Consider the following 22,972-nt stretch of genomic DNA (forward strand, 5'->3'; position numbering starts at 1 on the left):
GCCGTGCGGCGCACGGCTTGAACGAGCGCGGCCGACAGCGCGCGAGACATCAGCCGCTGCAACAACCCGAAGCGCTTCCGCCGCTCCACAATATGCGGTAACAACCTCCTAATTGCATACCGCTTGACGGATCCCATGACATCATGACCCTGCTTCCCCCTCACGGTGCGCGCGGCGACGCGATCATGGTGGCGAGCGGCCATCCTTTCGCCGCCGAGACGGCGCTCCAGATCCTTCAGCAAGGCGGCAGCGCCATCGATGCGGCCATCGCCGCCGATGCGATTCTTGGCGTCGTCGAACCGATGGCGACCGGGATCGGCGGCGATCTGCTGGCCATGATCGTTCCGCCGGACGGCGCGGCGCTCACCTATAACGGTACCGGCCGCGCGCCGAGGGGCCTCGACGCCGAACGGGTCGCGGCGCTGCCCGGCCGGCGCATTCCCGACCGCCATCCGTTGTCGCTGACGGTGCCGGGCGCGGTTCGCGGCTGGTTCGACCTCCATGCCCGTTTCGGCCGCCTCGACATGGCGCAGTTGCTGGCGCCGGCGATAGCGCTTGCGCGCCGTGGCTTCGCGGTGGCTCCGATCTGCGCCCGCGAATGGACGATCTTCGAAGGCGTCATTGCCCGAGACCCGGTGGCGGCGGCGCTCTATCGGGCCGGCAAGGTCCCGCAGGCCGGCGATATCTTCGCCAACCCGGAACTCGCCGATCTCCTGGCGGCGATCGCCACGAAGGGTCCAGACGCCTATTATCGTGGCCTGCCGGCAGAGGCGGCGGAAAAGGCGGCTATCCTCCATGGCGGCGCGCTCAAGGCCGCCGATTTCGACGGGCACGCGGGTCATTTCGATATTCCGCTTTCCACCCGCTTTCGTGGTCTCGACATTCTGGAGTGCCCGCCCAACACCCACGGGCTGGCTGTGCTCGAGGCCCTCGCCGCGCTGGAACCGCTTGCGCTCGATCCCGGCGACCCACGAACCATGATCGAGGCCGTCGCGGCCATGGGCCAAGGCCTCGCGACGGCCCGCAAGACGGTGGCCGATCCGGCTGGCAACACCGTCTGCACTGTCGTCGTCGATCAAGACGGGCTGGCGGTGACGCTGATGTCCAGCATCTTCAAGCGCTTCGGCTCGGGGATCGGCGTCCCCGGCTGCGGCTTCGTCCTGCAAAATCGCGGTTCCGGCTTTGCCGAACCTGGCCACATCAATGGCCCAGCACCGGGAAAGCGGCCCTATCACACGGTCATTCCAGCCGCGGCCCTGAAGGACGGGCGCTTCCACGCTGGCTTGGGGGTGGTCGGCGGCGCCATGCAGCCCCAGGGCCATGTCCAGCTCCTGCTGCGGATTGCCGCCTGGGGCGAGCCGCTCCAGGCGGCACTCGACGCGCCGCGCTGGCGACTGGAAGGGAAAGACGAACTCGCGATCGAACCGGGTACCCCGGATGCGCTTGTCCGGGCGTTTCAGGACGCGGGCTATCGCGAGCCGACGGGGGGCGAGATCGCCGGTCGCAGCGATTTCGGCGGCGCGCAGATCGTCGTCCGGGCGAGCGACGGCTCGCTTCGCGGCGCTTCCGACAAGCGCAAGGACGGAACTGCGCGCGGGGCCTGATGTGGTTTGGCGAGGCCTGGTGCCGCCCTGCCCTGCCCGCGCGGCCGGCATCGCGCCTTGCATGACCTCATTCAGCGGTGCCAGCAGGCGACCTTGTGATCGTCGCCCTTGTTGACCAGGAGCGGCACCTGCAGCGAGCAGCGCTCCGTCGCCAGCGGACAGCGGGCGTGGAAATGGCAGCCGCTTGGCCAATGCGCCACGTCGGGAATATCGCCGCGATAGACGAGGCGCTTGCGCAGGCGCTGCGTGCGGGGATCCGGCACCGGCACGGAGGACAGGAGGGCCTCGGTATAGGGATGCAGCGGCGTCTCGTAGAGGGTGTCGCGATCGGCAATCTCGACCAGCCGGCCCGAATGCAGGATCGCCACGCGGTGCGAGATGTGGCGGACGACGGAGAGGTCGTGCGCGATGAAGAGATAGGCGATGCCCAGTTCCTTCTGCAGGTCCTGCAGGAGGTTGACCACCTGGGCTCGGACCGAGACGTCCAGCGCCGAGACGGGTTCGTCGGCCACGATCAGGTCCGGCTTGAGGGCGAGGGCCCGGGCGATGCCGATGCGCTGGCGCTGGCCGCCGGAGAAGGCGTGCGGGAAACGATCCTGGGCGTCGCGCGGCAGGCCGACCAGGCGCATCAATTCGCCGATCTGGTCGCGCGCCTCGTCGGTATTCCGGACAAGGCCAAAGACGATCAACGGCTCGGCGACGATGTCGAGCACGCGCATGCGCGGATTGAGGCTCGCAAAGGGATCCTGGAAGACCAACTGCATATGGCGGCGCAGCTTTCTGAGTTCCTCGCCGCGCACATTGGTGATGTCGCGCCCCTTGAAGAAGATGCGCCCATCCGAGAGGTCGATGCGGCGCAGGACGGCACGGCCGATCGTCGTCTTGCCGGACCCGGATTCGCCAACGAGCCCGAGTGTCTCCCCCGGCCTTATGTCGAAGGAAACATCGCGCAGCGCCTGAACCTTGCGCGGTTTCGACCAGAGCCCGCTGCGGCTGGCCTCATATTCCACCGTCATGCTGCGCACGGAGAGGATTGGCTCGAGGTCGGGGCGCGCGAGCGGCGCCTTTGAAAGTGCGGCTGACATGCGGACCTCAGCTGGGAACGGCTTCAAGTGTGGCGCGATCCTGCCAGGCAGGGACGGAAGGCTTCCAGCAGGCAGCCGAGGCTCCTGCATGGACCGGCGCGAGCGGGGGCGACTTTTCGCAGCGCGCATCGGCGATCGGGCAACGCGGGCGGAAGGAGCAACCGGCCGGCGGCGAGATCAGGCTTGGCGGAGCGCCCTCGATGGCGATCAGCCGCGTCATCCGGTCGTCGAGCCGCGGCGTCGAGCGGATCAGGCCCTGCGTATAGGGATGCGCCGGACGTTCGAAGAGGTCGTCGGCAAGCCCCGTCTCGACGATCCGCCCGGCATACATGACCGCGACGCGGCGGCAGAGCCCGGCGACGACGCCGAGGTCATGCGTGATCAGGATGACCGACAGGTTCAGCGTTTCCTGCAGGCCGGCGAGAAGTTCCAGCACCTGCGCCTGGATCGTCACGTCCAGCGCCGTGGTCGGCTCGTCGGCGATGAGGAGCTGCGGCTCGCAGGCGATCGCCATGGCGATCATGATGCGCTGGCGCATGCCGCCAGAGAGTTCGTGCGGATATTGGTCGGCGCGGCGCGGCGGAGCCGGGATGCCGACCGCCTCGAGGAGTTCGAGCACGCGGGTGCGCGCCTGCGACTTGGTCATGCCAAGATGGCGCTGCAACACTTCGGCGATCTGGGCACCGACCGTGAGCAACGGGTTCAGCGACGTCATCGGGTCCTGGAAGATGAGCGAGACATCCTTGCCGCGGATTTCCCGGGCGAGCTTCAGGCCGCCGCCCGACAGCAGCGACTGGCCCTTCCATCTTATGTCGCCGCTGACGATGCGGCCCGGAACGTCGACAAGGCCCATCACGGCCTGGGCCGTGACGCTCTTGCCCGAGCCCGACTCGCCGACGATCGCCAGCGTCTCGCCCCGCCGGATCGACAGGTCCACGCCGCGCAGGCCGTGAACCGTACCGGCACGGGTGTCGAATTCCACATGAAGCCGCTCGACCTCGAGCAGCGGCATTTCGCTGATGACATCCATGCCCGTCATGCCTCCACCGGCGCGACCGCCGACGGGCCGGCGCGGCGGCGCTCTGCCGCCTTGGCGCGGGCAAAGCGCTTCTCGCGCTCCTGCGGGTCGGTGGTAACGCGGAGCCAGTTGGCGAAGAGGTTGATCGAAAGGACGGTCAGCGAGATCGCCATCCCCGGAAACGTGATCAACCACCAGGCGACGAAGATGTAGTCCTTGCCGTTCGCGACATCGAGGCCCCAGCTCGTCGCCGGGGGCTGCACGCCGAGGCCGAGAAACGACATGGCGGCCTCGGCCAGCACGATATTGGTGAATTCGAGGATGGCGAGGGTCAGCAGCGGCGAGGTCAGGTTCGGCAGGATATGCCGGAAGATGACGCGGCCCGGCCGGCATCCGATCACTTCGGCCGCTTCGACATAGGGCGTCTGCCGGACCGAGAGCACGATGCTGCGCACGACCCGCGCATAGATCATCCAGTTGGTCACGGCGAGGACGACGATCATGGTTGTCATGCCCGGGCCGACCACCGAGACGATCAGCAGGATCATGAGAAGGCCGGGAAACGCTACCTGGATGTCGACGATCCGCATCAGGAGCGCGTCAGTCCGCCCTCCCCTGAAACCGGCGAAGAGTCCGACGAGAACGCCGAAAGATCCAGCCAGCAGCACGACGGAAACACCAACGAGGAGCGACGTCCGAGCGCCGGTGATGACGCGGGACAGGACGTCGCGGCCCAGATGATCCGTTCCGAGAAGATGCTCCATGCTGCCCTTGGGCAGCCAGGCCGGCGGCTTCAGCCGCGCCGCGACCGATTGCGCGGCCGGATCATAGGGGGCAATCCATGCCCCGAAAATGGCCATGAGGATCAGCAGCACGATGACCGCGAAGCCGAAAAGGCCGGACTTGTCATGCCAGAGCTCCGACGCCAGCGCGCGAAGCGTGCCGGACCGAAGCCTGGCGGCGGGGGCAGCCGGAACGATTGCAGGGGTTGCCATTCTGTCAGGCCAATTTGATACGAGGGTCGATGAGCTTGTAGGCCACGTCGAGCACGATGTTCACGACGACGATGCAGATCGCCACGGTGAAGACGATCGCCTGAAGCAGGAAGAGATCACTGTGCTTGATCGCCTGCATCGCGGTCAGGCCGAGCCCGGGCCAGGCGAAGACCGTCTCGACGACGACGGTGTAGCCGGCGAGCGCGCTGATCAGTTCCCAACCGGCGAGCGTGATGAAGGGCACCATCGCGTTGCGGAGTGCATGGCCGAACAGCACCTGCCGGAAGGACAGGCCCTTGGCCCGCGCGGTGCGGACATATTGCTGGTTCAGTTCGTCGATCACCGACGAGCGGACCAGCATCATCAGCCGTGCCGTGGCCGGGATGGCCAGCGTGACCGCAGGCAGGATGAAATGAGCCCAGCTGCCATAGCCGGAAGTCGGCAGCAGCCGGAAGGTCACGGCAAAGACCATGATCAGCAGCAGGCCGAGCCAGAATTGCGGCAGGGACAAGCCGAACAGCCCGCCAAAGACGGTAAGCCGATCGGCAAATCCTCCGGGGCGTATGGCAGCGAGCGCTCCCAGTGGCAGCGCCAGCACCAAAGCGAGGCCAAGACCAACCGCGATCAGTTGCAGCGTCTTGGGCAGGCGGCCGGCCACCACATCGAGGGCGGGCCGGCGTTGCCACATGCTCTCGCCGAAGTCGAGGGTCGCCAGACCCTCGACGAAGGTGACGAACTGCTCGGCGAGCGGCTTGTCGAGCCCGAACTTCTGCTCGAAGGCCGCCCGCTGCTGGTCCGTCGCCGACAGGGGCAACATGACCTTGGCCGGATCTCCGACGAGGCGCGTCGCCACGAACACGACGAGCGTCACGCCCAGGACGACGAGAAAGCCCTGGAAGATCCGCCTCAAGATGAATTTGCCCATGCCGGACCCTTTCCCTGAGAGACAGGCCGCCGATTACTCGGTGACCTTCATCTCCTTGACGAGCAGCTTCGCATCGACCCGGGGCGCCCACTCCAGGCGCTGGGAGAAGCCATAGATGTCCTGCATGTTGAGGAGTGGGACCAGGTAGTAGTGCTCATTCGCCTTCTTGGTGATCTGAGCGTAGAGCGCCTTGCGCTTGGCGACGTCCGTCTCGACGCGTGCCTGCTTGACCCACTCCGCCATCTCCTCGTCCTTATTGGAGGTCGCGGTTCCGCCAGCCTGATAGGCGAAGCTGGTTTCGCGATCCGCGTCGAGCAACTCGTTCGAGTTCACGACGAAGACGCCATCGGGCCGATGGTTCTTGTCGAAGAGCTGGTTCAGATATTCGCCGAACTCCTCGATCCGGTAGTCAACCTTCAGCCCCGCCGTCTCCCAGTAGGAGCCGACCGCCTCGATCAGCTCGCGGTCCTTGAGCCAGCGGCCGGCCTCGCCGACCAGCACGACGGTCTTGCCCTCGGCGCCGGCTTCCTTGATCAGCGCCTTGGCCTGCTCCGGATCATAGGGGTAGGCTTCGAGCGTCTCGTTGAAGCCGAAGGCCCGCGGATTGACGAGCTGTCCCTTGGTCGGGATCGCGTAGCCGCCGAAGAGGCTGTCTGCGAGCGCCTTGCGATCGATGGCAATGTTCATCGCCTTGCGGACGCGCTCATCCTTCGTGACGTCGTTCTCCGTCGACAGGATGATGACGGAGGTCTCGACGCCCTGCACGGCGGCGGATTTCGGCACGCCGGCGACGAATTCCGGGAGGAGATTGGTGATGACGTCGAGTTCGCCTGCCATCAGGCCGGCCATGCGCGTGCCGGACTCACCGATGAACCGGAAATGTACAGTGTCGATCGACGGCGCATCGCCCCAATAGTCGGGATTCTTTTCGAGCACGACTTCCTGGCCGCGGGTCCAGGCGGCGAGCTTGTACGGTCCGGTGCCGGCGGGCTCGGAGATGAACTTCGGATCGCTGGAATATTTCGCCGGGACCATCTTCATCCAGTACATGCGGGACGGAAGGATGGGATCCGGGCCGGAGGTCTTGATGCGGACGGTAAGGTCATCGACCTTCTCGGCGCCGGTGATGGTGCCGAAATAGGACATCTGCTCGGAGGCGAAGGCCGGGTCGATGATGCGCGTCACCGAGACGACGACCGCGTCGGAATTGAAGGGCTCGCCATTGGTGAACTTGATGTCCGGACGGAGCTTGAACTCCCATGTCGTGGCATCGACCTGGGTCGGCGCCGCCGCGGCGAGACCTGGCACGAGCTCGCCGGACGCGCTGCGCGCCATCAGCGTCTCGTAGATATTGTCGTTGATGGCACGCTCGCCGCCGTCATCGCGCTTTTGCGGATCGAGCGTCGAGGCCTCGGAACCGACTGCGACGGTTATCTCGGACGCCTGCACAACGCCCGCAGCGGGCCACGCCATGATGGCCACGAGTGCCACTCTGGAAAGCAATGTTTTTATTGTCATCATCCGCTCCTTTGCCCCAAGGCAAGGGTTGTAGCGCAGCCCTGCGCTGCACCAATTGGCGGATCGTCGGCATTCCCCGGAACGGCAGATTGGACATTCTCCAAATCCGAGTCAAGTCGTCAGTATACAGCGCATTGATCTGGATCAAGGCGTTCCGCCCGGCGCGGCACGCCGGCAACCGGCCGAGACGGCGTTGAAACCGGCGGGCGCAATCCCGCAACAATGCAGCAAGACGCGAACCGGGCAACATCTAAGAGCTTGGGCTGGCGCAGATATTTGCAGCGTCTGCCGCGTTTCTGGACACGGAGCCGCACCTGCCAGGATAGCGCTTTAAAGACAAGACGGAACGTCTAGGCCTGACCCGTGCTCATGATGAAAAAAGGGGCTGTGCAACGGCAATTGTATACTGCATTCTAAATCCCAATGGATCGCGGCATTCCCCGGCTACGTTCCCTTGCCCTATCGGGATTTCGGTCCCGCTGCTGTTGAACTGCCCCACCGCGCGGGTCGGCCGGTCGCCCGAGATATCATTCTCTCGTGTGGTCCATCTTGGAAGCACCAAGCTGTGCTCTGCCGTAGCGATTATTCGCTTCGACAAGCCGGATCACCGTCGCGACAAAACCCTTCCGTTCTTCCTCATCGAGTGTCTCAAGCAGGCGCTCCTGTGCCCGCGCCATCGCCGGATGCATCCGCTCGACAAGTTCCTCGCCATTTCGGGTAAGGCGTGCCAGCACCATGCGGCGGTCGGCCTCGCTCCGAGTCCGCTCGACGAAACCGCGCTGCTCAAGCCGGGCCAGGACATCGGCAACATTGGTCCGGTCGATGCCGAGGGCGTTGGCGAGCGTGACCTGATCCGTGTCGGGATTGGTCGAGAGTATGGTCAGCAGCCCATATTGCACCGGTGTGATACTGAACTCGGCGCATTCCTCATAGAACAGAGCATAGTGGATCTGATGCAGCCGGCGCAGCAGATAGCCCGGCCGCCTCCAAAGCGGCAGCCGGTCGGCGAGCGCCCTCAGGACAGGGTTAGGGTTCGGCTCCCCTTGCGCCGGCGACGCCTGTGCCGCCCGATCCTGTGCCGTCTTGGATTTTGGTCCCGTCAATCGATTTTCCTCTCCCGCCGCCGAGCCGCGTTCGGCAAGGCCATCTCAGCCGAATGGCAGGATAGACCGAGAAGTCCGTCGCTACAGCAGGACGATTGACGCCGTCGCTCGATTTCATCAGCCAGCCTCCGTCACAGCGCATTGTCGACGATAAGAAAGGATGTATACTGACGATTATCGGATGGCCGGCTTCCCCATCGCTACCTTCCGGACATGTTCATCCCAGCTTTGTGCCCGTTCTGATCGAGGAGCAACGTCATGGCTCAGGAACCTCTCGCCACGAAAGGCAACTTCCTCCACATCTACGATTTCATCGTGGAGGCCGGCCGCGAAGAGGAATTCATCAAGCTTTTCGAAGAGTTCGATTATTCGGACGGCAACCCGATGCACAAATCCTCGGCGCAGGTGAAGGACGGCGTGCTCTGCCGCGACACCGAAAATCCGCAGCGCTTCTTCCTGATCGCCGAATGGTCCGACATCGTCGAGCATGCCAAGATCCGCAAGATCCTGGCGGAAGAGATCAAGCCGGCCTTCGTCGGGCTGATCGAAGGGCGCAAATTCGTCCCAAAATATGTCGAGGTCGTCTCCTCGACACCCGACGAGATCCTCAACGCGGCAGCCGCCTCCGCCTGATGCGGGCGCTATACACATTCTTCCGGTCCTCGACCTCCTACCGCGTGCGCATAGCGCTCGCGGTAAAGGGGCTCGACTGGGAGCCGCGCTATGTGAGCCTGCCCAAGATGGAGCATCGCTCCGCCGATTATATGGGCGTCAACCCGCAGGGGCTGGTGCCGACCCTCGTCGACGGCGAGCATGTGATCGCGCAGAGCCTCACCATTCTCGAATATCTCGATGAGATCTATCCCGAGCCGCCGATCGTGCCTCGGGATCCGGCTGAGCGTGCCTATGTGCGACGCCTCGCGCAGATCATCGGCTGCGACATGCATCCGCTGAACAATATCCGTGTGCTCAAATGGCTGAAGTCGCGCTGGGACTTCAGCGAAGACGACACCAATGAATGGTATCGGCACTGGGTCGACGAGGGCTTCCGCTCGTTCGAGGCTACCTTGGCCTTCGAAGGGAGGCACGGCATCTATTGCCTCGGCGATAGACTCAGCATCGCCGACATCTGCCTCGTGCCGCAGGTGGCCAATGCCCGCCGCTTCAACTGCGACCTCTCGGCCTTTCCCATGACGATCGCGATCGCGGATCGCATTGCGGCGCTGCCGGCGGTGCAGGCCGTCGCGCCGCAGACGCAGGCCGACGCATTCTGAGCGCCCTTCCGTCGCCTGACGTCAGGCGACGCGCTTCGCCTCCAGGCTCTGCTTGTCGTAACCGGCGACCTTCTTGTAGCTGTTGGTAATCGCCGCCAGTTCCTCGGCCGAGATGATTTCCTCGATCCGGTCGAAGGGCTTGTCGCCGCTGCGCAGATAGACCTCGCGCAGGATTGCGTCCGGCGGCGTCGTGCGGTTGGTGCGCACAACTTGCGCCGTGGCGGCGAGGCGTTTGTCCTCATAGAGCTTCAGCGCTGTTTCCGCGTCGGCATTCTCGGCGAGCGCATCGGCGAGCGCGCGCGCATCGAGGATCGCCTGGCCAGCACCGTTCGAGCCGCGCGGATACATCGGATGCGCGGCATCTCCCAGCAGCGTGATCCGGCAGAAGCTCCAGCGGTCCAGCGGATCCTTGTCGACCATCGGATATTCGAGGATCGAATCCGCGGCGCGGATCATCGCCGGCACATCGAGGAAATCGAAATGCCAGTCGTCGAAATAGGAGATGAAGTCCTCGAGCCGCCCCTGCTTGTTCCAATCCTGGCGGTCGTGATCCGGCGTCTCGACCTCGGCCACCCAGTTGATCAGCTGGTCGCCATCTGAATCGATGTTGTTGCGGATCGGATAGATGACCATCTTGCCATGCGTCAGCCATCCGGCACGGACATAGCTTGCCCCCGTCAGATAGGGCTTCCAGCGCGTGACGCCGCGCCACATATTGACGCCGGAATAGATCGGGCCGCCATCGCCTGGATGGAGTTGCCGGCGGATCTGCGAATGAATGCCGTCAGCCCCGATCACGGCGAGACCCTCGACCGTCTCGGTATCGTCATCGCGTCCGCCGATCGCAAAGACGGCGCTCGCCACGCCGTTGCCCTGATCGACCCGGACGCAGCGGCGGCCAGTGATCACGCGGTCAGCGCCGGCCTCGGCGATGAAGGTGCGATAGAGGATCTGCTGCAGATCGCCGCGATGGATCTGGAACTGCGGCCATTCATAACCGGCGAATGTCCCGACCGGCTCCTTGTAGATGAACTGCCCGAAACGGTTGAAGAAGCAGGATTCCTGCGCCGTAACGGCGACCGCAGCCAAGGCCTCCCGCAGCCCGAGTTCGCACAATTCCCGGCTCGCATGCGGCAGGACGCTGATGCCGACCCCGATCGGACGGATCTCGGAGGCGCTCTCATAGACCCGGGCCGAAATCCCCCGCCGATGCAACATCAAGGCAAGGGTGAGACCGCCGATTCCGGCGCCGACAATGATGACGTCCATGACCTGCTCCTTCGCTCAGGAGGACAGTAACCGACCGGCCGGCGACCCTGTCAAGAAAAAGGGGGGTATACTGACGGAATTTTGTATCCCGTTTTGCTGATCTCGCGCTAGCATTGCCATATTCAACCCATCCAGAGGAGAAATGCGCGTGCCCGAGGCCTTCGATCGTGTCGTGATCATCACCGGCGCCGCAAGCGGCATCGGCGCGGAGACCGCGAGGCGGCTGGCCGCGTCCCGAACGGCGCTGGTCCTCCACACACGCAAGAATGAGGCCGGGCTCGCTGCTGTCGCGGCAGCCTGCACCGAACTCGGGGCCGGCGTCGCGACCCATCTGGGTGATCTCGGCGACCCCGAGGTCCCACCCGGCCTCGTCGCCACGGCCCGTAGCCGCTTCGGGCGCGTCGACCAGATCGTCTCGAATGCCGGACAGGCCAAGCGCTCGCGCTTTGGCGATCTGACGCCGGAAGAACTGGTCACTGCATTCGACACGATGCCCGTGGCGTTCCTTCGCCTCGTCAACGCCGCCCTGCCAGATCTGGAGACCTCGGCACAGGGCCGCGTCGTCGCCGTCAGCTCGTTCGTCGCTCACATCTTCGGCACGGCCGGGCTGCTCTTCCCGGCAACCTCGGCCGCCAAGGCGGCGCTCGAAGCGCTGGTCAAGGCGCTCGCCTGGCAATTGGCGCCGACGGGCGCCACGGCCAATGCCGTCGTTCCGGGCTTCACGCGCAAGCAGGGTGGCGGCCATCTCGCCGCGACGCCTGATTCGCTGAAGACGGCGGTCTCGGTCACGCCGACCGACCGCCTGACCGACCCGTCCGATATCGCGGCGACGATCGCCTTCCTACTTTCCCCCGGCGCCCGGCAGATCACGGGCCAGACCCTCCACGTCAATGGCGGCCTCACCCTGCCCTGACGGTCAGCCGCCGAAACGTCGTGGACTGAAGCCTTCGATATCGATCGGCGGCGGCGAGCCGGCGATCAGATCGGCGACGATGCGGCCCGTGAAGGGGCCGTTGGCGAATCCGATATGGCCGTGACCGAAGGCGAAGATCAGGCCGGGGTGGCGGCTGGACCGGCCGATGATCGGCCGGCCATCGGGCGTCGAGGGCCTGCTGCCCATCCACGGCTCCGGCTCGATCGGGTCCGACAACGCAATCGTGCGACGGGCGTCGGCCGTCACCCGCTCGATCTGGCGGTGATCGGGCGGGTCGTCGGGCAAGGCCAGTTCGACCCCGGTCAGCAGCCGAACCGCCCCCGCCATCGGCGACAACACATAGCCGCCTGCGGCATCGTGGATCGGCCGGTTCAGCGAGGCCCCATCGGCCAGCGCAAAATGACGGTGATAACCGCGCTCGGCGGCGAGCGGGAAGCGATAGCCGAGTGGCCGAGCCAAGTCGGCCGCCCTTGCGCCAGCCGCCAACACGACGAAGCGGGCACGGACCGTCGTGCCGGCGCCATGGACCGAAAGGGCGCCCTCGCCTGCCTCAATGCGCTGGACCGGCTCCGTCACGAACCGGCCGCCACGCTCGGCAACGGCGCGGGCATAGAAATCGACCAATTCACCTGGGCTTTCGACCGAGCCACTATCGGCAAAGAACAGCCCATGACTGAAGCGCCGCGCGAGGCCCGGCTCCAACTGCCGGATCTCCTCCGCGGAAAGGACGTCCGCCCGCACATGGTGCTCGGCGAGGACCGAGCGCTCCAGCGCCGAGGCGTCGAGCGAGGCCCTGTCGCGGTAGAGCCGCAGCCAGCCATTGGCGCGGATGAGATGGCGGGCGCCGACCCGGCCGGCGAGTTCGGCATGGCTCTCGAAGGCCCGCGCGACCAGCGAATCAAGGAGATGGGCGCTCTCGCGCCAATGCGCCTCGTCGGCCGCCGCGATGAAGCGCCGGACCCAGGGGAGAAGACGGGGCAGCGAACCAAACCGCAAACGCACCGCGACATCGCGGCCAAGGCCGTACCGAGCGAGGCGTCGGCGGATTCCCGGACCCGCCACCGGAAAGATCGAATTGCGGCTCAGGACGCCGGCATTGCCAAAAGAGGCCCGGCCGCGCGGGTCGCCTGGATCGAAGACCACGACGCGAAAGCCGCGGTCCTGCAGATGCAGCGCCGAGGCGAGCCCGACAATGCCGGCCCCGACGATGACGACGTCGCCATCCTGACTGCCACCCAGCGCTTCCACGGAAACGAACCCCATTGCTGCGTCGCCGCACCAGCCACCGACGATGTGGGGGCTCGGGCTACGGGCAATCCTCGCACGACCCACAAAAAGAAAAACCCCCGCAAAGGCCGAAGCCTTGCGAGGGTTTTTTGGTTGCGGGGACAGGATTTGAACCTGTGACCTTCAGGTTATGAGCCTGACGAGCTGCCGGGCTGCTCCACCCCGCGGCAAGCGCGATGTCGTCGTCGCGCAGTGGTGATATAGAGGCCCGACCCCGGTTTGAGAAGCCCTAAAGGAGAGATTTTCATTTCATCCACAGGGCGTCGCGCGATTAGCCGGTAAAAGAATGCCGCCAGGCGGATCGCGCGCGACCGTCATGCTGTCTCGCCGGTCGTCTCGGCGCTGGATGAAGGGGGAGCCGGAAACTGCCGGCTCCGCCTCTCAGTTCGGCAGGTTCAGGCGGATATGCAGTTCACGCAGTTGCTTCACCGTCGCGTCGCTCGGTGCGCCCATCAGGAGGTCCTGTGCCTGCTGGTTCATCGGGAACAGCGTGATTTCGCGCAGATTTTCCGCCCCGCAGAGCAGCATCACGACGCGGTCGACGCCGGCCGCCATGCCGCCATGCGGCGGCGCGCCATATTGGAAGGCGCGATAGAGGCCGCCGAACTTCTCCTCGACCTCTTCCTTGGAGCGGCCGACCAACTCGAATGCCTTGACCATGGTCTCGGGCAACTGGTTGCGGATCGAGCCGGAGGCGATTTCGAAGCCGTTGCAGACGGCGTCATACTGGAACGCCTTGATCGTCAGCGGATCCTGATGCTCCAGCGCCTCGATGCCGCCCTGCGGCATGGAGAAGGGATTATGGGCGAAATCGAGCGTCTTCGTCTCCTCGTCCCATTCATAGAACGGGAAATCGACGATCCAACACAGCTCGAAGCGCTCGGTATCGACGAGGTTCAGATCGGTGCCGACGCGCGTCCTCGCCTCGCCGGCGAATTTGTAGAACTTCTTCGGATCGCCGGCGACGAAGAAGACGGCGTCGCCCTCGCCAAGACCGAGTTGGGTCCGGATCGCATCCGTGCGCTCTTCGCCGATGTTCTTGGCGACCGGGCCGGCGCCTTCGAGCACGTCGTTCTCGGAACGCCAGAAAATATAGCCGAGCCCCGGCTGGCCTTGCTGCTGCGCCCAGCTATTCATGCGGTCGCAGAAGGCGCGCGAACCGCCGCCCTTGGCCGGGATAGCCCAGACTTCGGCCTTCGGATCGGCCTCGATCATGCGCGCGAACACCTTGAAGCCCGAGCCGGCGAAATGGGTCGTAACCGCCTGCATTTCGATCGGGTTGCGCAGGTCCGGCTTGTCGGAGCCATAGGTGCGGATCGCGGTATCATAGGGGATGCGGCGAAATTTCTGCGTCACCGGCTTGCCGTTCGCGAATTCCTCGAAGATGCCGCGCAGGACCGGCTCCATCGTGTCCCAGACGTCTTCCTGGGTGACGAAGCTCATTTCGAGATCTAGCTGGTAGAATTCGCCTGGCAGGCGATCGGCGCGCGGATCCTCGTCGCGGAAGCAGGGCGCGATCTGGAAATAGCGGTCGAAGCCGGCCACCATCAACAGCTGCTTGAACTGCTGGGGCGCCTGCGGCAGCGCGTAGAACTTGCCGGGGTGGATGCGGCTCGGGACCAGGAAGTCGCGTGCGCCTTCCGGCGAGGAGGCCGTCAGGATCGGCGTCGTATATTCGGTGAAGCCGATATCTTCCATGCGCTCGCGCATCGAGCGGATGATCTTGGTGCGCTTGACGATATTGGCGTGCAGGCTCTCGCGGCGCAGATCGAGGAAGCGATATTTGAGGCGCACATCCTCGGGATAATCCGGCTCGCCGAAGACCGGCAGCGGGAGCTCCCGCGCGGCACCCAGCACCTCGATTCCCTCGGCGAAGAGTTCGATCGCGCCGGTGGCGAGGTTGGCGTTGATTGTCTCGGGCGTGCGCTTCTTCACGACGCCGTCGACCTTGATGCACCATTCGGAGCGCAGCAGTTCCGCCGAACGGAAGGCCGGCGAATCGGGGTCGGCGACGACCTGCGTCATGCCGTAATGGTCACGCAGATCGACGAAGAGCAGGCCGCCATGATCTCGGACGCGATGCACCCATCCTGACAGGCGGACGGTCTCGCCCGCATTGGTCTCGCGGAGAGCTCCGCAGGTGTGCGTCCGGTAGCGATGCATGGTCTTAAATCCGCGGAATAGGCTTGTTTCGGCCGCGGCGAAGGGCTTCGTCGCGCGCGGAGAAGCGCATGCACGGCTTTTCTTGTCAAGCAACGGTCGCGGTCATGCCACCCGTTGCGATCGACAGCCGAACGATACGCGTTCCACCTTTCCGGGCTTGCCTGGAGAATGGGTTTGGCCAGACGATAGCGTCGATCCATCCATCGCAGGACACCGGGATTCGGGGGAAGTCATGTCTGGTTTCAAGAAGCTCAGCCGCCGGGGGCTGTTGGTCGGGGGTGCCGCCCTGGCGAGCGCCAGCGTGATCCGCCCGACCTTCGCGGAGGACGAAGGATCGGCCGCGTCGGCGCCCTTGGGGCCACCGCCGGACCGTTGGGAGAGCTTGCGCCGCGTCACCAAGGGGGCGCTGCTTCGACCAGGCGACGCAGACTACAGTCAGGCGGCTCTGCCCAACAATCTGCGCTTCCGCCACATCCGCCCCGAAGCCATCGCGCCCTGCTCCTCGGCGCAGATGGTCGCCGACGTGCTGAGCTGGTGCCGCGACTACGACATGCCGTTCGTGGTCCGCGGCGGCGGCCACTCCTATTCCGGGTTCTCGACCAGCCATGGCCTCGTGATCGACATGTCGCCGATGCGGGCCATACAATATGATCCTCGAAGCGGTCTGGTGCGCGTCGAGGCCGGTGCGACGAACCGGGAGCTCTTCGCCGCGCAGCGCCAGGTCGGCCGGATTGTCACGCATGGCCGCTGTCCGACAGTCGGAATCGCCGGATTCCTGTTGGGCGGCGGCGTCGGGTTCAATATGCGTCGGTTCGGTGTCTGCAGCGATCTGATGACCGAGGCGGAGATCGTCACCGCAGACGGCGCCCTTCGACGCCTCTCGGCGGAGCAGGACGCCGATCTGTTCTGGGCGGTGCGTGGCGGCGGCGGCGGAAATTTCGGGGTCAGCACGTCGTTCACTCTCCGCACACAGCCGGTCGACGAACAATTGACCGCCTTCCGTATGGTCTGGCGAGACAAGACGCTGGAGGTAGCGAAGGCACTGTTCCACGCGGCGGAGATGGCCCCGAACGGGTTTGCCTCGCGGATATCCCTCGGCGGCGTGACGCCAGCTCAATCGGGCAAGGGCCGGCAGGTTTCGGTGACGATGATCGGCCAGTTCATCGGCGACCGTGACGGGCTGATGGCGATTCTGAAGCCCGTGCTCGATGCCGGCCCCCCGGACTTCAGTGACATCCGGGAGGGCGGCTATTGGGAGGCGCAGGAGTTCCTGATGGAGCCGGGAGCGCCGGCCTGGTTCCGCGAGCGCTCGACTTTCCTGCCGGCATCACCAGACGACGCCTTCCTGGAAGCGGCCTTCGACCGGCTGCGCCATTGGCCGGGCACCGGCGCGCACGGCGATTTGTTCTTCTTCCAGACGGGCGGGCGGATCAATGAGATCGCTCCCGACGAGACCGCCTTTGTCCATCGCTCCAGTCACTGGCTCGCCGTGGTGGGGGCCAACTGGAGCGAGGATGACAATGCGAGGCCGGATATCACCCGGCGTGCCGTGGCTTGGCAGGACGATTTCTACGCGATGGTCGGTGAGTATGGCGGACAGGGAGCGTTCCAGAACTTCGCGGACGCCTCGCTGGTCGACTGGCGCACGCGCTATTTCGGCGCCAATCTCGACCGGTTGATGGCGATCAAGGCGGCTGTCGACCCGACCAATCTCTTCCGCCATCCGCAATCGCTCTGAAGGCCTCAGGCGAGCGCGAGAGCCCCTGTCGCGGGCTGGCCCGAATCGGCGGCGACCTTGCCGGCGAGATCGGCGTTCAGCAGCGAACCAAGCGCGATACCGATCGCGGGACGCTTCTCGACCAGTGCCATCAGCGCCTTCCTATCCCACGCGACGAAGCGTGAACCGGACGAAACGGTCACGCTCGCCGAAGCCGCGGTCCCGCGCAGGAAGGCGACCTCGCCGATGAACGTGCCGGCGGCAACCGGAAACACGGAATGGGCCTTGGCAACGCGGACATCGCCCGAGAGCACATAATAGAGCCGCTCGACCGGGGCGCCCCTGACCGTGAGGTTCTCGACCTCCCCCGCTTCTCGCCAGTTCGCGAGGCGCATCAGGCGGCGATACTCGCCGGGCGTGAAGATGCCGAAGGTACGGAACAGTCCGACTTCGTCTTCCGAGAGACCGAACATGGTCCGGTCGAGCACGAGCAAGCCGATCATGGCGCCGTTCACGACGAACATGACGATGCTCCAGAACACCGGACCCCAGAGGACCTCCGGCGGGACGACGAAGAAATAGACGGCGTTGAGCAGCGTGCCGGCCAGGAGAAAGGCGCGCAGCAGCAACTGGCTCTTGAAGAACATGGCGGCGACGGAAAGCAGCGCCGCGACGTGGACGAGGCTGTTCGCCACGAGGTCGAAGGTAGACATGGTCGGATACCGCAGAAGTGGAAAGTGATCGAGGCCTGTCCCCTTGGCGCCTCGCGGCCGTCCCAATGCCTGAAAGCGATCCACCGCTCTATGATGACCGTCACAGCGCATTCCCGGACGCGGACCCCTTGCAATGCCGCCGGGGCACCCCATCTAGGTCTTATCCAAGCACGAGCAGGATGCGCTCCGACACAAAGGATAGCGCTCCAACGTTGGTTCAGGACGGATGTACTCCGGACCGGCGGGCTCAGGCGGATGCGTCCGGACGCACCCCCCTTGCCTGGATACCGATTGCCCAGGCCCGTAGCCGAAGACCGTTCAGGAGAAATTCTGCGCGTCTTTGCCGGAGCCTGGGCTTTCCTTTTTATGGCGATACCCGCGACAAGTGTTTTGCGCTGCGCTAATAGAACGATATGTCCGATATTATTGCTTCCACTGAAGCTCTCGCCGCCGCCTGCGCCCGCTTCGCCCGCCATGAGTTCGTCACGGTTGATACCGAATTCATGCGAGAGACGACTTACTGGCCGAAGCTGTGCATCATCCAGATCGCCAGCGAGGAAGAGGCCGTCATCGTCGACGCCGAAGCGCCGGGCCTCGACCTGGCGCCGTTCTTCCAATTGATGGCCGATGAGACGGTGTTGAAGGTGTTCCATGCCGCCCGGCAGGACATCGAGATCGTCTGGCACCTCGGTGGCATCCTTCCGCACCCGATCTTCGATAGCCAGGTCGCCGCCATGGTCTGCGGCTTCGGCGATTCGATCAGCTACGATCAGCTGGTCGGCCGCATTACCGGTCACTCGATCGACAAGACGTCGCGGTTCACCGATTGGAGCCACCGTCCGCTGACGCAGCACCAGATCGACTATGCGCTCGCCGATGTCACGCATCTGCGCGACGTCTACAAGGCGTTGCGCGACCAGCTCGAGCGGCAGAGCCGTTCCGATTGGGTCAGCGAAGAGATGAAGGTGCTGACATCAGTCGACACCTATCAGGTAGACCCGGAGCAGGTGTGGAAGCGGCTCAAGCTTCGAATCAAGAAGCCGCTGCAACTCGCCGTCCTGCAGGAGCTGGCCGCCTGGCGCGAGCGCGAGGCGCAGGCCCGCGACGTGCCGCGCGGCCGGGTGATCAAGGACGACGCGATCTACGAGATCGCCGAGCAACACCCGGCGACGGCCGAGGCGCTGGGTCGCCTGCGCAGCATCCCGAAGGGTTTCGAGCGCTCCCGCGTCGGCGAGGAGATCCTCGCCATCGTGCAGAGAGCGTCCAGCCTGCCGAAGGACAAGCTGCCAAAGGTCCCGAAGACCCGCCCCGCCTCCGAGGGCAACGGCGCCGCCGTTGACCTGCTCAAGGTCCTGCTCAAGATGACGAGCGAGGAACACGGCGTCGCGGCAAAGGTCATCGCGACGGTCGACGAACTCGAGGCGATCGCCAATGACGACAAGGCCGACGTCGCGCCGCTCGCTGGCTGGCGCCGCGAACTGTTCGGCGAGAATGCGCTGAAGTTGAAGCGTGGCGAGCTCGCCATGCGGCTCGACGGACGGCGCGTGGTACTGGTCGGCGAGCCGACCAGCGAGGCCTGAACCTCCACCATCAAGCTCGCGGCCTTGCCGCGGGCCGAGGGTCTATTCCACCACGATGGCCGGTCGCATGGCGCCGAGCTTGGCCATTTGCGCGACGCGGCGGCCGAGGCGGGTTCCGGCCAGCATGGCGCGGTCCTGGGGCAAGACCAGGGTCAACTGGTCGCCGCGTGCTTCGATGCGCGTGCGCGGGATGACGCCGGCCATGGCACCGGAAACCAGATAGGCAACGCGCAGTGCTGCACCCAGCGCCCTCGCCCGCTCCATCAGCCGGGTCGAGGCGAGTTCGCGGATGCGCGACGACAGATGCTCGTCGACCAGCCCCTCGTGGCGATAATAATTCGCCAGAGCGAGATAGGCGCGGCCGGGATGGTCGATGCCGACGAAAGCCCCGTGCGCGATCAGATTGAGGCTCTGCTCGCCCCGGTAATCCGGATGGCCCCGCCAGCCAATGTCGGCGAGCAGGCAGGCGGCGACGCGCAGGCGCACCTCCTCCTCCGTCTCGTCTAGGCCGAGCGCCGCCATGGCCTCTGCCGTCCAGGCTCCCAGTTCATAGGCATGGCCGGGCGAGCGGGAACGCAGCAAGGCGAGTTCGGCCGAGGCGGCGATCAGCGGGTCGCTGGCGCGCTCATCGGCGTCCAGCAGGTCGTAGAGCAGACCTTCGCGCACGCCGAGCGCCGAGAGCACGATCTCGGACGGGCGCATGGCGCGGATCACCTGCTCCAGCACGATCGCACCATAGGGCAGCAGGCCGCGCCGGCTCTTTGAGACGGCCTCGATCGAATCGAGCGATTCGGCGTCGCGCCGCGCCACCATGCGGCAGAACTCCAGCGCTTCGTCGGCGGGGATCGCATATTGATGCATGATATGCAGCGGATAGGCCTTCTGGCGCATATGCAGTCGCGCCAGCGAACGCCATGTGCCGCCGATGGCATAGAAGGGTCGCCCCTGCCCGCTTGGAAGAACCTTGGACGAGGAGAGCGCCTCGGCGGCGATCTTCTCGGCCTTCCGCAACGTCTTCTCGGATGACTCTTCCAGGCGCAGACCGCCGAGCGGGAAGGTCTCGCCGGTGCCGATCTCATCGCCATCGACGTCGACGACCTCGAGACTGCCGCCGCCTAGGTCTCCGGCGATCCCGTCAGGATTGTGGATGCCGGAAAGCACCCCCATCGCCGAAAGCCGGGCCTCCTCACGCCCGGAGAGGAGTGAAACATCGACTCCGGTGATGCGCTCCACCTCTTCCAGGAACGCGGGACCGTTGGATGCCTCACGCGAAGCGGCGGTGGCGAGCACATGCAGCGACGTCACGCCCATCTGCTCGCAAAGGCCCATGAAACGGCGGATCGCGGCGAGCGAGGCCGCCACCGCGTCGTCGTTCAGCCTGCCGGTGGTCGCGATGCCGCGACCAAGACCGGCGAGTTCCTTCTCGTTGAACAACGGCATCGGCGAACGGCTGAGCCGCTCATAGACGACGAGCCGCACCGAATTGGACCCGATGTCGATAATCGCAACCGGGCCGCTGCCGTTCATGCGGCCTGGCGCATGTTCCGGAGAGGCGGCGGCGTCAGGATTTGCCGCGGTTCCCGATTGAGCGCGGCGAGCTGTTCTTAAGAGATTTTCCACGTCCGGAAAGACTCGGGTTCGTCATGAAGTACTGATGCGCGTTGAAAGGCTGCTCTCCCTTCCGCGGCACGATTCGCCGCGAAGAGCCGTCTTGCAGGATTTCCCAGCTCTGCTGGTTGTCCTTCAGATTGGCGACCATGATCTGGTCCAGAACCTGCTCGTGCACCGTCGGATTCTGCATCGGGATCATCGCCTCGACACGGCGATCCAGATTGCGCGGCATCATGTCCGCAGAGCCGATATAGACAATCGCCTCCGGCGAGGGCAAGCCGTGGCCGTTGCCGAAACACAGAATACGGGCGTGCTCCAGGAAACGGCCGACGATCGACTTGGCCCGGATCCGATCCGAAAGCCCTGGCACGCCCGGGCGCAGACAGCAGATACCGCGCACAACGATGTCAATTTCGACGCCGGCCCGGCTGGCGTCATAAAGCGCATCGATGATCTGCGGATCGACCAGCGAATTCATCTTCATCCAGATGGCGCCGGGGCGTCCTGCCTTCACATGCTCGATCTCGGCATAGATGCAGTCGAGGATTCGCTTCCGAAGGAAGTGCGGCGAGGTGGACAGCGTCTCCATTTCCACCGGCTCGGCATAGCCGGTGATGTAGTTGAAGACGCGGGCCACATCGCGGGCGATCATCGGATCATCCGAGAAGAAGGATAGATCGGTATAGATCCGGGCCGTGATCGGATGATAGTTGCCCGTGCCGATATGGACGTAGCTCCGGAGCGCCCCGCCCTCGCGGCGCACGACCAGCGAGAGCTTGGCATGGGTCTTCAGCTCGATGAAGCCGTAGACGACCTGCACGCCGGCGCGCTCCAGATCGCGAGCCCATTTTATGTTGGCCTCTTCGTCGAAGCGCGCCTTGAGCTCGACAAGCGCCGTGACGGATTTGCCGGCCTCAGCGGCCTCGGCAAGCGCCTGCACGATCGGCGAGTTCTTGGAGGTGCGGTACAGCGTCTGCTTGATAGCGACGACGTCGGGATCAAGCGCCGCCTGGCGCAGATACTGCACGACGGCATCGAACGATTCATACGGATGATGGACGATCAGGTCCTTCTGGCGGATCGCCGCGAAGCAATCGCCGCCATGCTCCCGAATGCGCTCGGGAAATCGGGCCTGATAGGCCGGGAATTTCAGGTGGGGGCGATCAATGCCGACGAGCTGCGACAGATCGTTCAGCGCCAGCATGCCCTCGACGAGGAAGATCTCGTCAGGCAGCACCGCCAAGGCCCCGGCAACAAAGCCGCGCAGCGATTCCGGCGTGTTCTTGTCGATCTCAAGGCGGATCACGGAGCCGCGACGCCGACGCTTCAGCGCGGTCTCGAAGAAGCGGACCAGGTCCTCTGCCTCTTCCTCGACTTCAAGCTCGGAGTCGCGGATGACTCGGAAGGCGCCCTGCCCCTCGACCGAATAACCGGGGAAGAGGCGCGGGGTGAACAGCGCGACGACATGCTCGAGGCTGATGAAACGATCCACGCCCGGAGCCGAATCCGGCAGGCGAATGAAGCGATCGACCGTCATCGGGATGCGCAGCAGCGCCGTCATCCGGGCGCCCGTCGCCGGCCGGACGAGCTGGAGGGCGAGCGAGAAGCCGAGATTGGGGATGAAGGGAAAGGGATGCGCCGGATCGATGGCGAGCGGCGTCAGGATCGGGAAAATCGAGTCGAGGAAATAGGCTTCGAGGAAGCTCTTGTCGGCCTCGGTCAGATCGGCAAGGTGCGAGGCAACGATGCCGACACCGGCGAGTTCGACGCGAAGCTCGGCCCAGCGCGACTGCTGGTCGCTGGCGAGCACGGAAACCGCCTCGGAAATCTTGATCAGCTGCTCGCTCGGCGTCAGGCCGTCGTCGCTGGTCGGGCCGACGCCCTCCAGCTGCTGGCCGCGCAAGCCGGCGACGCGGACCATGAAGAACTCGTCCAGATTATTGGCGGAGATCGACAGGAAGCGGAGACGCTCCAGCAACGGGTGGTTCGCATTGCCGGATTCCTCCAGAACGCGGCGATTGAATTGCAGCCAGGATATCTCCCGATTGACGAACCGTTCCGGGCTGTGTCGCAGATGCTCGGCTTCAGCATGCGCGGCGTTGACAGCCGCGATAGCCGCTTTGGCGTCCGGATTGGTCTGGTCCATCATTCTCTTTCCTCGCTAATCCGGCATCCT

The 22,972-nt window shown here is 65.0% G+C and carries 18 protein-coding genes and 1 tRNA gene; 6 read left to right on the forward strand and 13 right to left on the reverse strand.

Annotated features, from left to right (window positions below; genetic code table 11):
• Positions 1-143 precede the first annotated feature (143 nt).
• Positions 144-1,604 carry a gamma-glutamyltransferase family protein gene (locus OSH05_RS00005; RefSeq protein WP_104218247.1) on the forward strand — a complete coding sequence of 487 codons (1,461 nt, stop codon included), beginning with the start codon at positions 144-146 and terminating at the stop codon, positions 1,602-1,604.
• 71 nt (positions 1,605-1,675) lie between these two features.
• On the opposite strand, the gene OSH05_RS00010 is transcribed toward OSH05_RS00005, so the two are convergent.
• The 6 genes from OSH05_RS00010 to OSH05_RS00035 form a co-directional block, all read right to left on the reverse strand.
• Positions 1,676-2,689 carry an ABC transporter ATP-binding protein gene (locus tag OSH05_RS00010; protein ID WP_104218781.1) on the reverse strand — a complete coding sequence of 338 codons (1,014 nt, stop codon included), beginning with the start codon at positions 2,687-2,689 and terminating at the stop codon, positions 1,676-1,678.
• A gap of 7 nt (positions 2,690-2,696) precedes the next feature.
• Positions 2,697-3,719 (reverse strand): ABC transporter ATP-binding protein, encoded by a 1,023-nt coding sequence (locus tag OSH05_RS00015; protein ID WP_165801524.1) that lies wholly within the window; start codon positions 3,717-3,719, stop codon positions 2,697-2,699.
• A 5-nt stretch (positions 3,720-3,724) separates the two neighbouring features.
• Positions 3,725-4,702: an ABC transporter permease gene (locus OSH05_RS00020; RefSeq protein WP_104218248.1), complete on the reverse strand. Its 978-nt coding sequence runs from the start codon at positions 4,700-4,702 to the stop codon at positions 3,725-3,727.
• Positions 4,703-4,706: 4 nt separating this feature from the next.
• On the reverse strand, positions 4,707-5,627 hold the full coding sequence (locus OSH05_RS00025) for an ABC transporter permease (protein WP_104218249.1): 921 nt from the start codon (positions 5,625-5,627) through the stop codon (positions 4,707-4,709).
• Between the two features lie 33 nt (positions 5,628-5,660).
• Entirely contained in the window at positions 5,661-7,148 is a 1,488-nt protein-coding gene (locus tag OSH05_RS00030; protein WP_104218250.1) for an ABC transporter substrate-binding protein, read from the reverse strand.
• A 524-nt stretch (positions 7,149-7,672) separates the two neighbouring features.
• The gene (locus OSH05_RS00035; protein WP_207778719.1) at positions 7,673-8,248 is read right to left on the reverse strand and encodes a MarR family winged helix-turn-helix transcriptional regulator; all 576 of its coding nucleotides are present in this window, start codon (positions 8,246-8,248) and stop codon (positions 7,673-7,675) included.
• 258 nt (positions 8,249-8,506) lie between these two features.
• On the opposite strand from OSH05_RS00035, the gene OSH05_RS00040 reads away from it, so the two are divergent.
• Positions 8,507-8,881, forward strand: a complete 375-nt coding sequence (locus OSH05_RS00040; RefSeq protein WP_104218251.1) for a hypothetical protein — start codon at positions 8,507-8,509, stop codon at positions 8,879-8,881.
• Positions 8,881-9,522 (forward strand): maleylacetoacetate isomerase, encoded by a 642-nt coding sequence (gene maiA, locus OSH05_RS00045; RefSeq protein ID WP_104218252.1) that lies wholly within the window; start codon positions 8,881-8,883, stop codon positions 9,520-9,522. The genes OSH05_RS00040 and maiA overlap by 1 nt, the downstream gene beginning before the upstream one ends.
• 21 nt (positions 9,523-9,543) lie before the next feature.
• On the opposite strand, the gene OSH05_RS00050 is transcribed toward maiA, so the two are convergent.
• Positions 9,544-10,791 carry a flavin-dependent oxidoreductase gene (locus tag OSH05_RS00050; protein WP_104218253.1) on the reverse strand — a complete coding sequence of 416 codons (1,248 nt, stop codon included), beginning with the start codon at positions 10,789-10,791 and terminating at the stop codon, positions 9,544-9,546.
• 142 nt (positions 10,792-10,933) lie between these two features.
• Between OSH05_RS00050 and OSH05_RS00055 the strand changes: the two genes are divergently transcribed.
• The gene (locus tag OSH05_RS00055; protein WP_104218254.1) at positions 10,934-11,704 is read left to right on the forward strand and encodes an SDR family NAD(P)-dependent oxidoreductase; all 771 of its coding nucleotides are present in this window, start codon (positions 10,934-10,936) and stop codon (positions 11,702-11,704) included.
• A 3-nt stretch (positions 11,705-11,707) separates the two neighbouring features.
• On the opposite strand, the gene OSH05_RS00060 is transcribed toward OSH05_RS00055, so the two are convergent.
• From OSH05_RS00060 to aspS, 3 genes are all read right to left on the reverse strand, one after another.
• A complete protein-coding gene (locus tag OSH05_RS00060) occupies positions 11,708-12,988 on the reverse strand; it encodes an NAD(P)/FAD-dependent oxidoreductase (protein ID WP_104218255.1) in 1,281 nt (426 codons plus the stop codon).
• Between the two features lie 114 nt (positions 12,989-13,102).
• Positions 13,103-13,179, reverse strand: a tRNA-Met gene (locus OSH05_RS00065).
• A gap of 214 nt (positions 13,180-13,393) precedes the next feature.
• Positions 13,394-15,175 (reverse strand): aspartate--tRNA ligase, encoded by a 1,782-nt coding sequence (aspS, locus tag OSH05_RS00070; protein ID WP_104218256.1) that lies wholly within the window; start codon positions 15,173-15,175, stop codon positions 13,394-13,396.
• A gap of 232 nt (positions 15,176-15,407) precedes the next feature.
• Here aspS and OSH05_RS00075 point away from each other — a divergent pair, with 232 nt between their 5' ends.
• The gene (locus OSH05_RS00075) at positions 15,408-16,913 is read left to right on the forward strand and encodes an FAD-binding oxidoreductase (RefSeq protein WP_104218257.1); all 1,506 of its coding nucleotides are present in this window, start codon (positions 15,408-15,410) and stop codon (positions 16,911-16,913) included.
• Between the two features lie 5 nt (positions 16,914-16,918).
• Here the strand turns inward: OSH05_RS00075 and OSH05_RS00080 are convergent, their stop codons facing one another.
• On the reverse strand, positions 16,919-17,605 hold the full coding sequence (locus tag OSH05_RS00080; protein WP_165801525.1) for a Crp/Fnr family transcriptional regulator: 687 nt from the start codon (positions 17,603-17,605) through the stop codon (positions 16,919-16,921).
• A gap of 413 nt (positions 17,606-18,018) precedes the next feature.
• Here OSH05_RS00080 and rnd point away from each other — a divergent pair, with 413 nt between their 5' ends.
• On the forward strand, positions 18,019-19,185 hold the full coding sequence (rnd, locus tag OSH05_RS00085) for a ribonuclease D (protein ID WP_104218259.1): 1,167 nt from the start codon (positions 18,019-18,021) through the stop codon (positions 19,183-19,185).
• 42 nt (positions 19,186-19,227) lie between these two features.
• Here rnd and ppx read toward each other — a convergent pair whose 3' ends face one another.
• Together ppx and OSH05_RS00095 are read right to left on the reverse strand one after the other, a co-directional pair.
• Positions 19,228-20,712 carry an exopolyphosphatase gene (ppx, locus tag OSH05_RS00090; protein ID WP_104218260.1) on the reverse strand — a complete coding sequence of 495 codons (1,485 nt, stop codon included), beginning with the start codon at positions 20,710-20,712 and terminating at the stop codon, positions 19,228-19,230.
• Between the two features lie 34 nt (positions 20,713-20,746).
• The gene (locus OSH05_RS00095) at positions 20,747-22,942 is read right to left on the reverse strand and encodes an RNA degradosome polyphosphate kinase (protein WP_104218784.1); all 2,196 of its coding nucleotides are present in this window, start codon (positions 22,940-22,942) and stop codon (positions 20,747-20,749) included.
• Between the last annotated feature and the right edge of the window lie 30 nt (positions 22,943-22,972).

The organism is Kaistia algarum, assembly GCF_026343945.1.
GTDB lineage: Bacteria > Pseudomonadota > Alphaproteobacteria > Rhizobiales > Kaistiaceae > Kaistia > Kaistia algarum.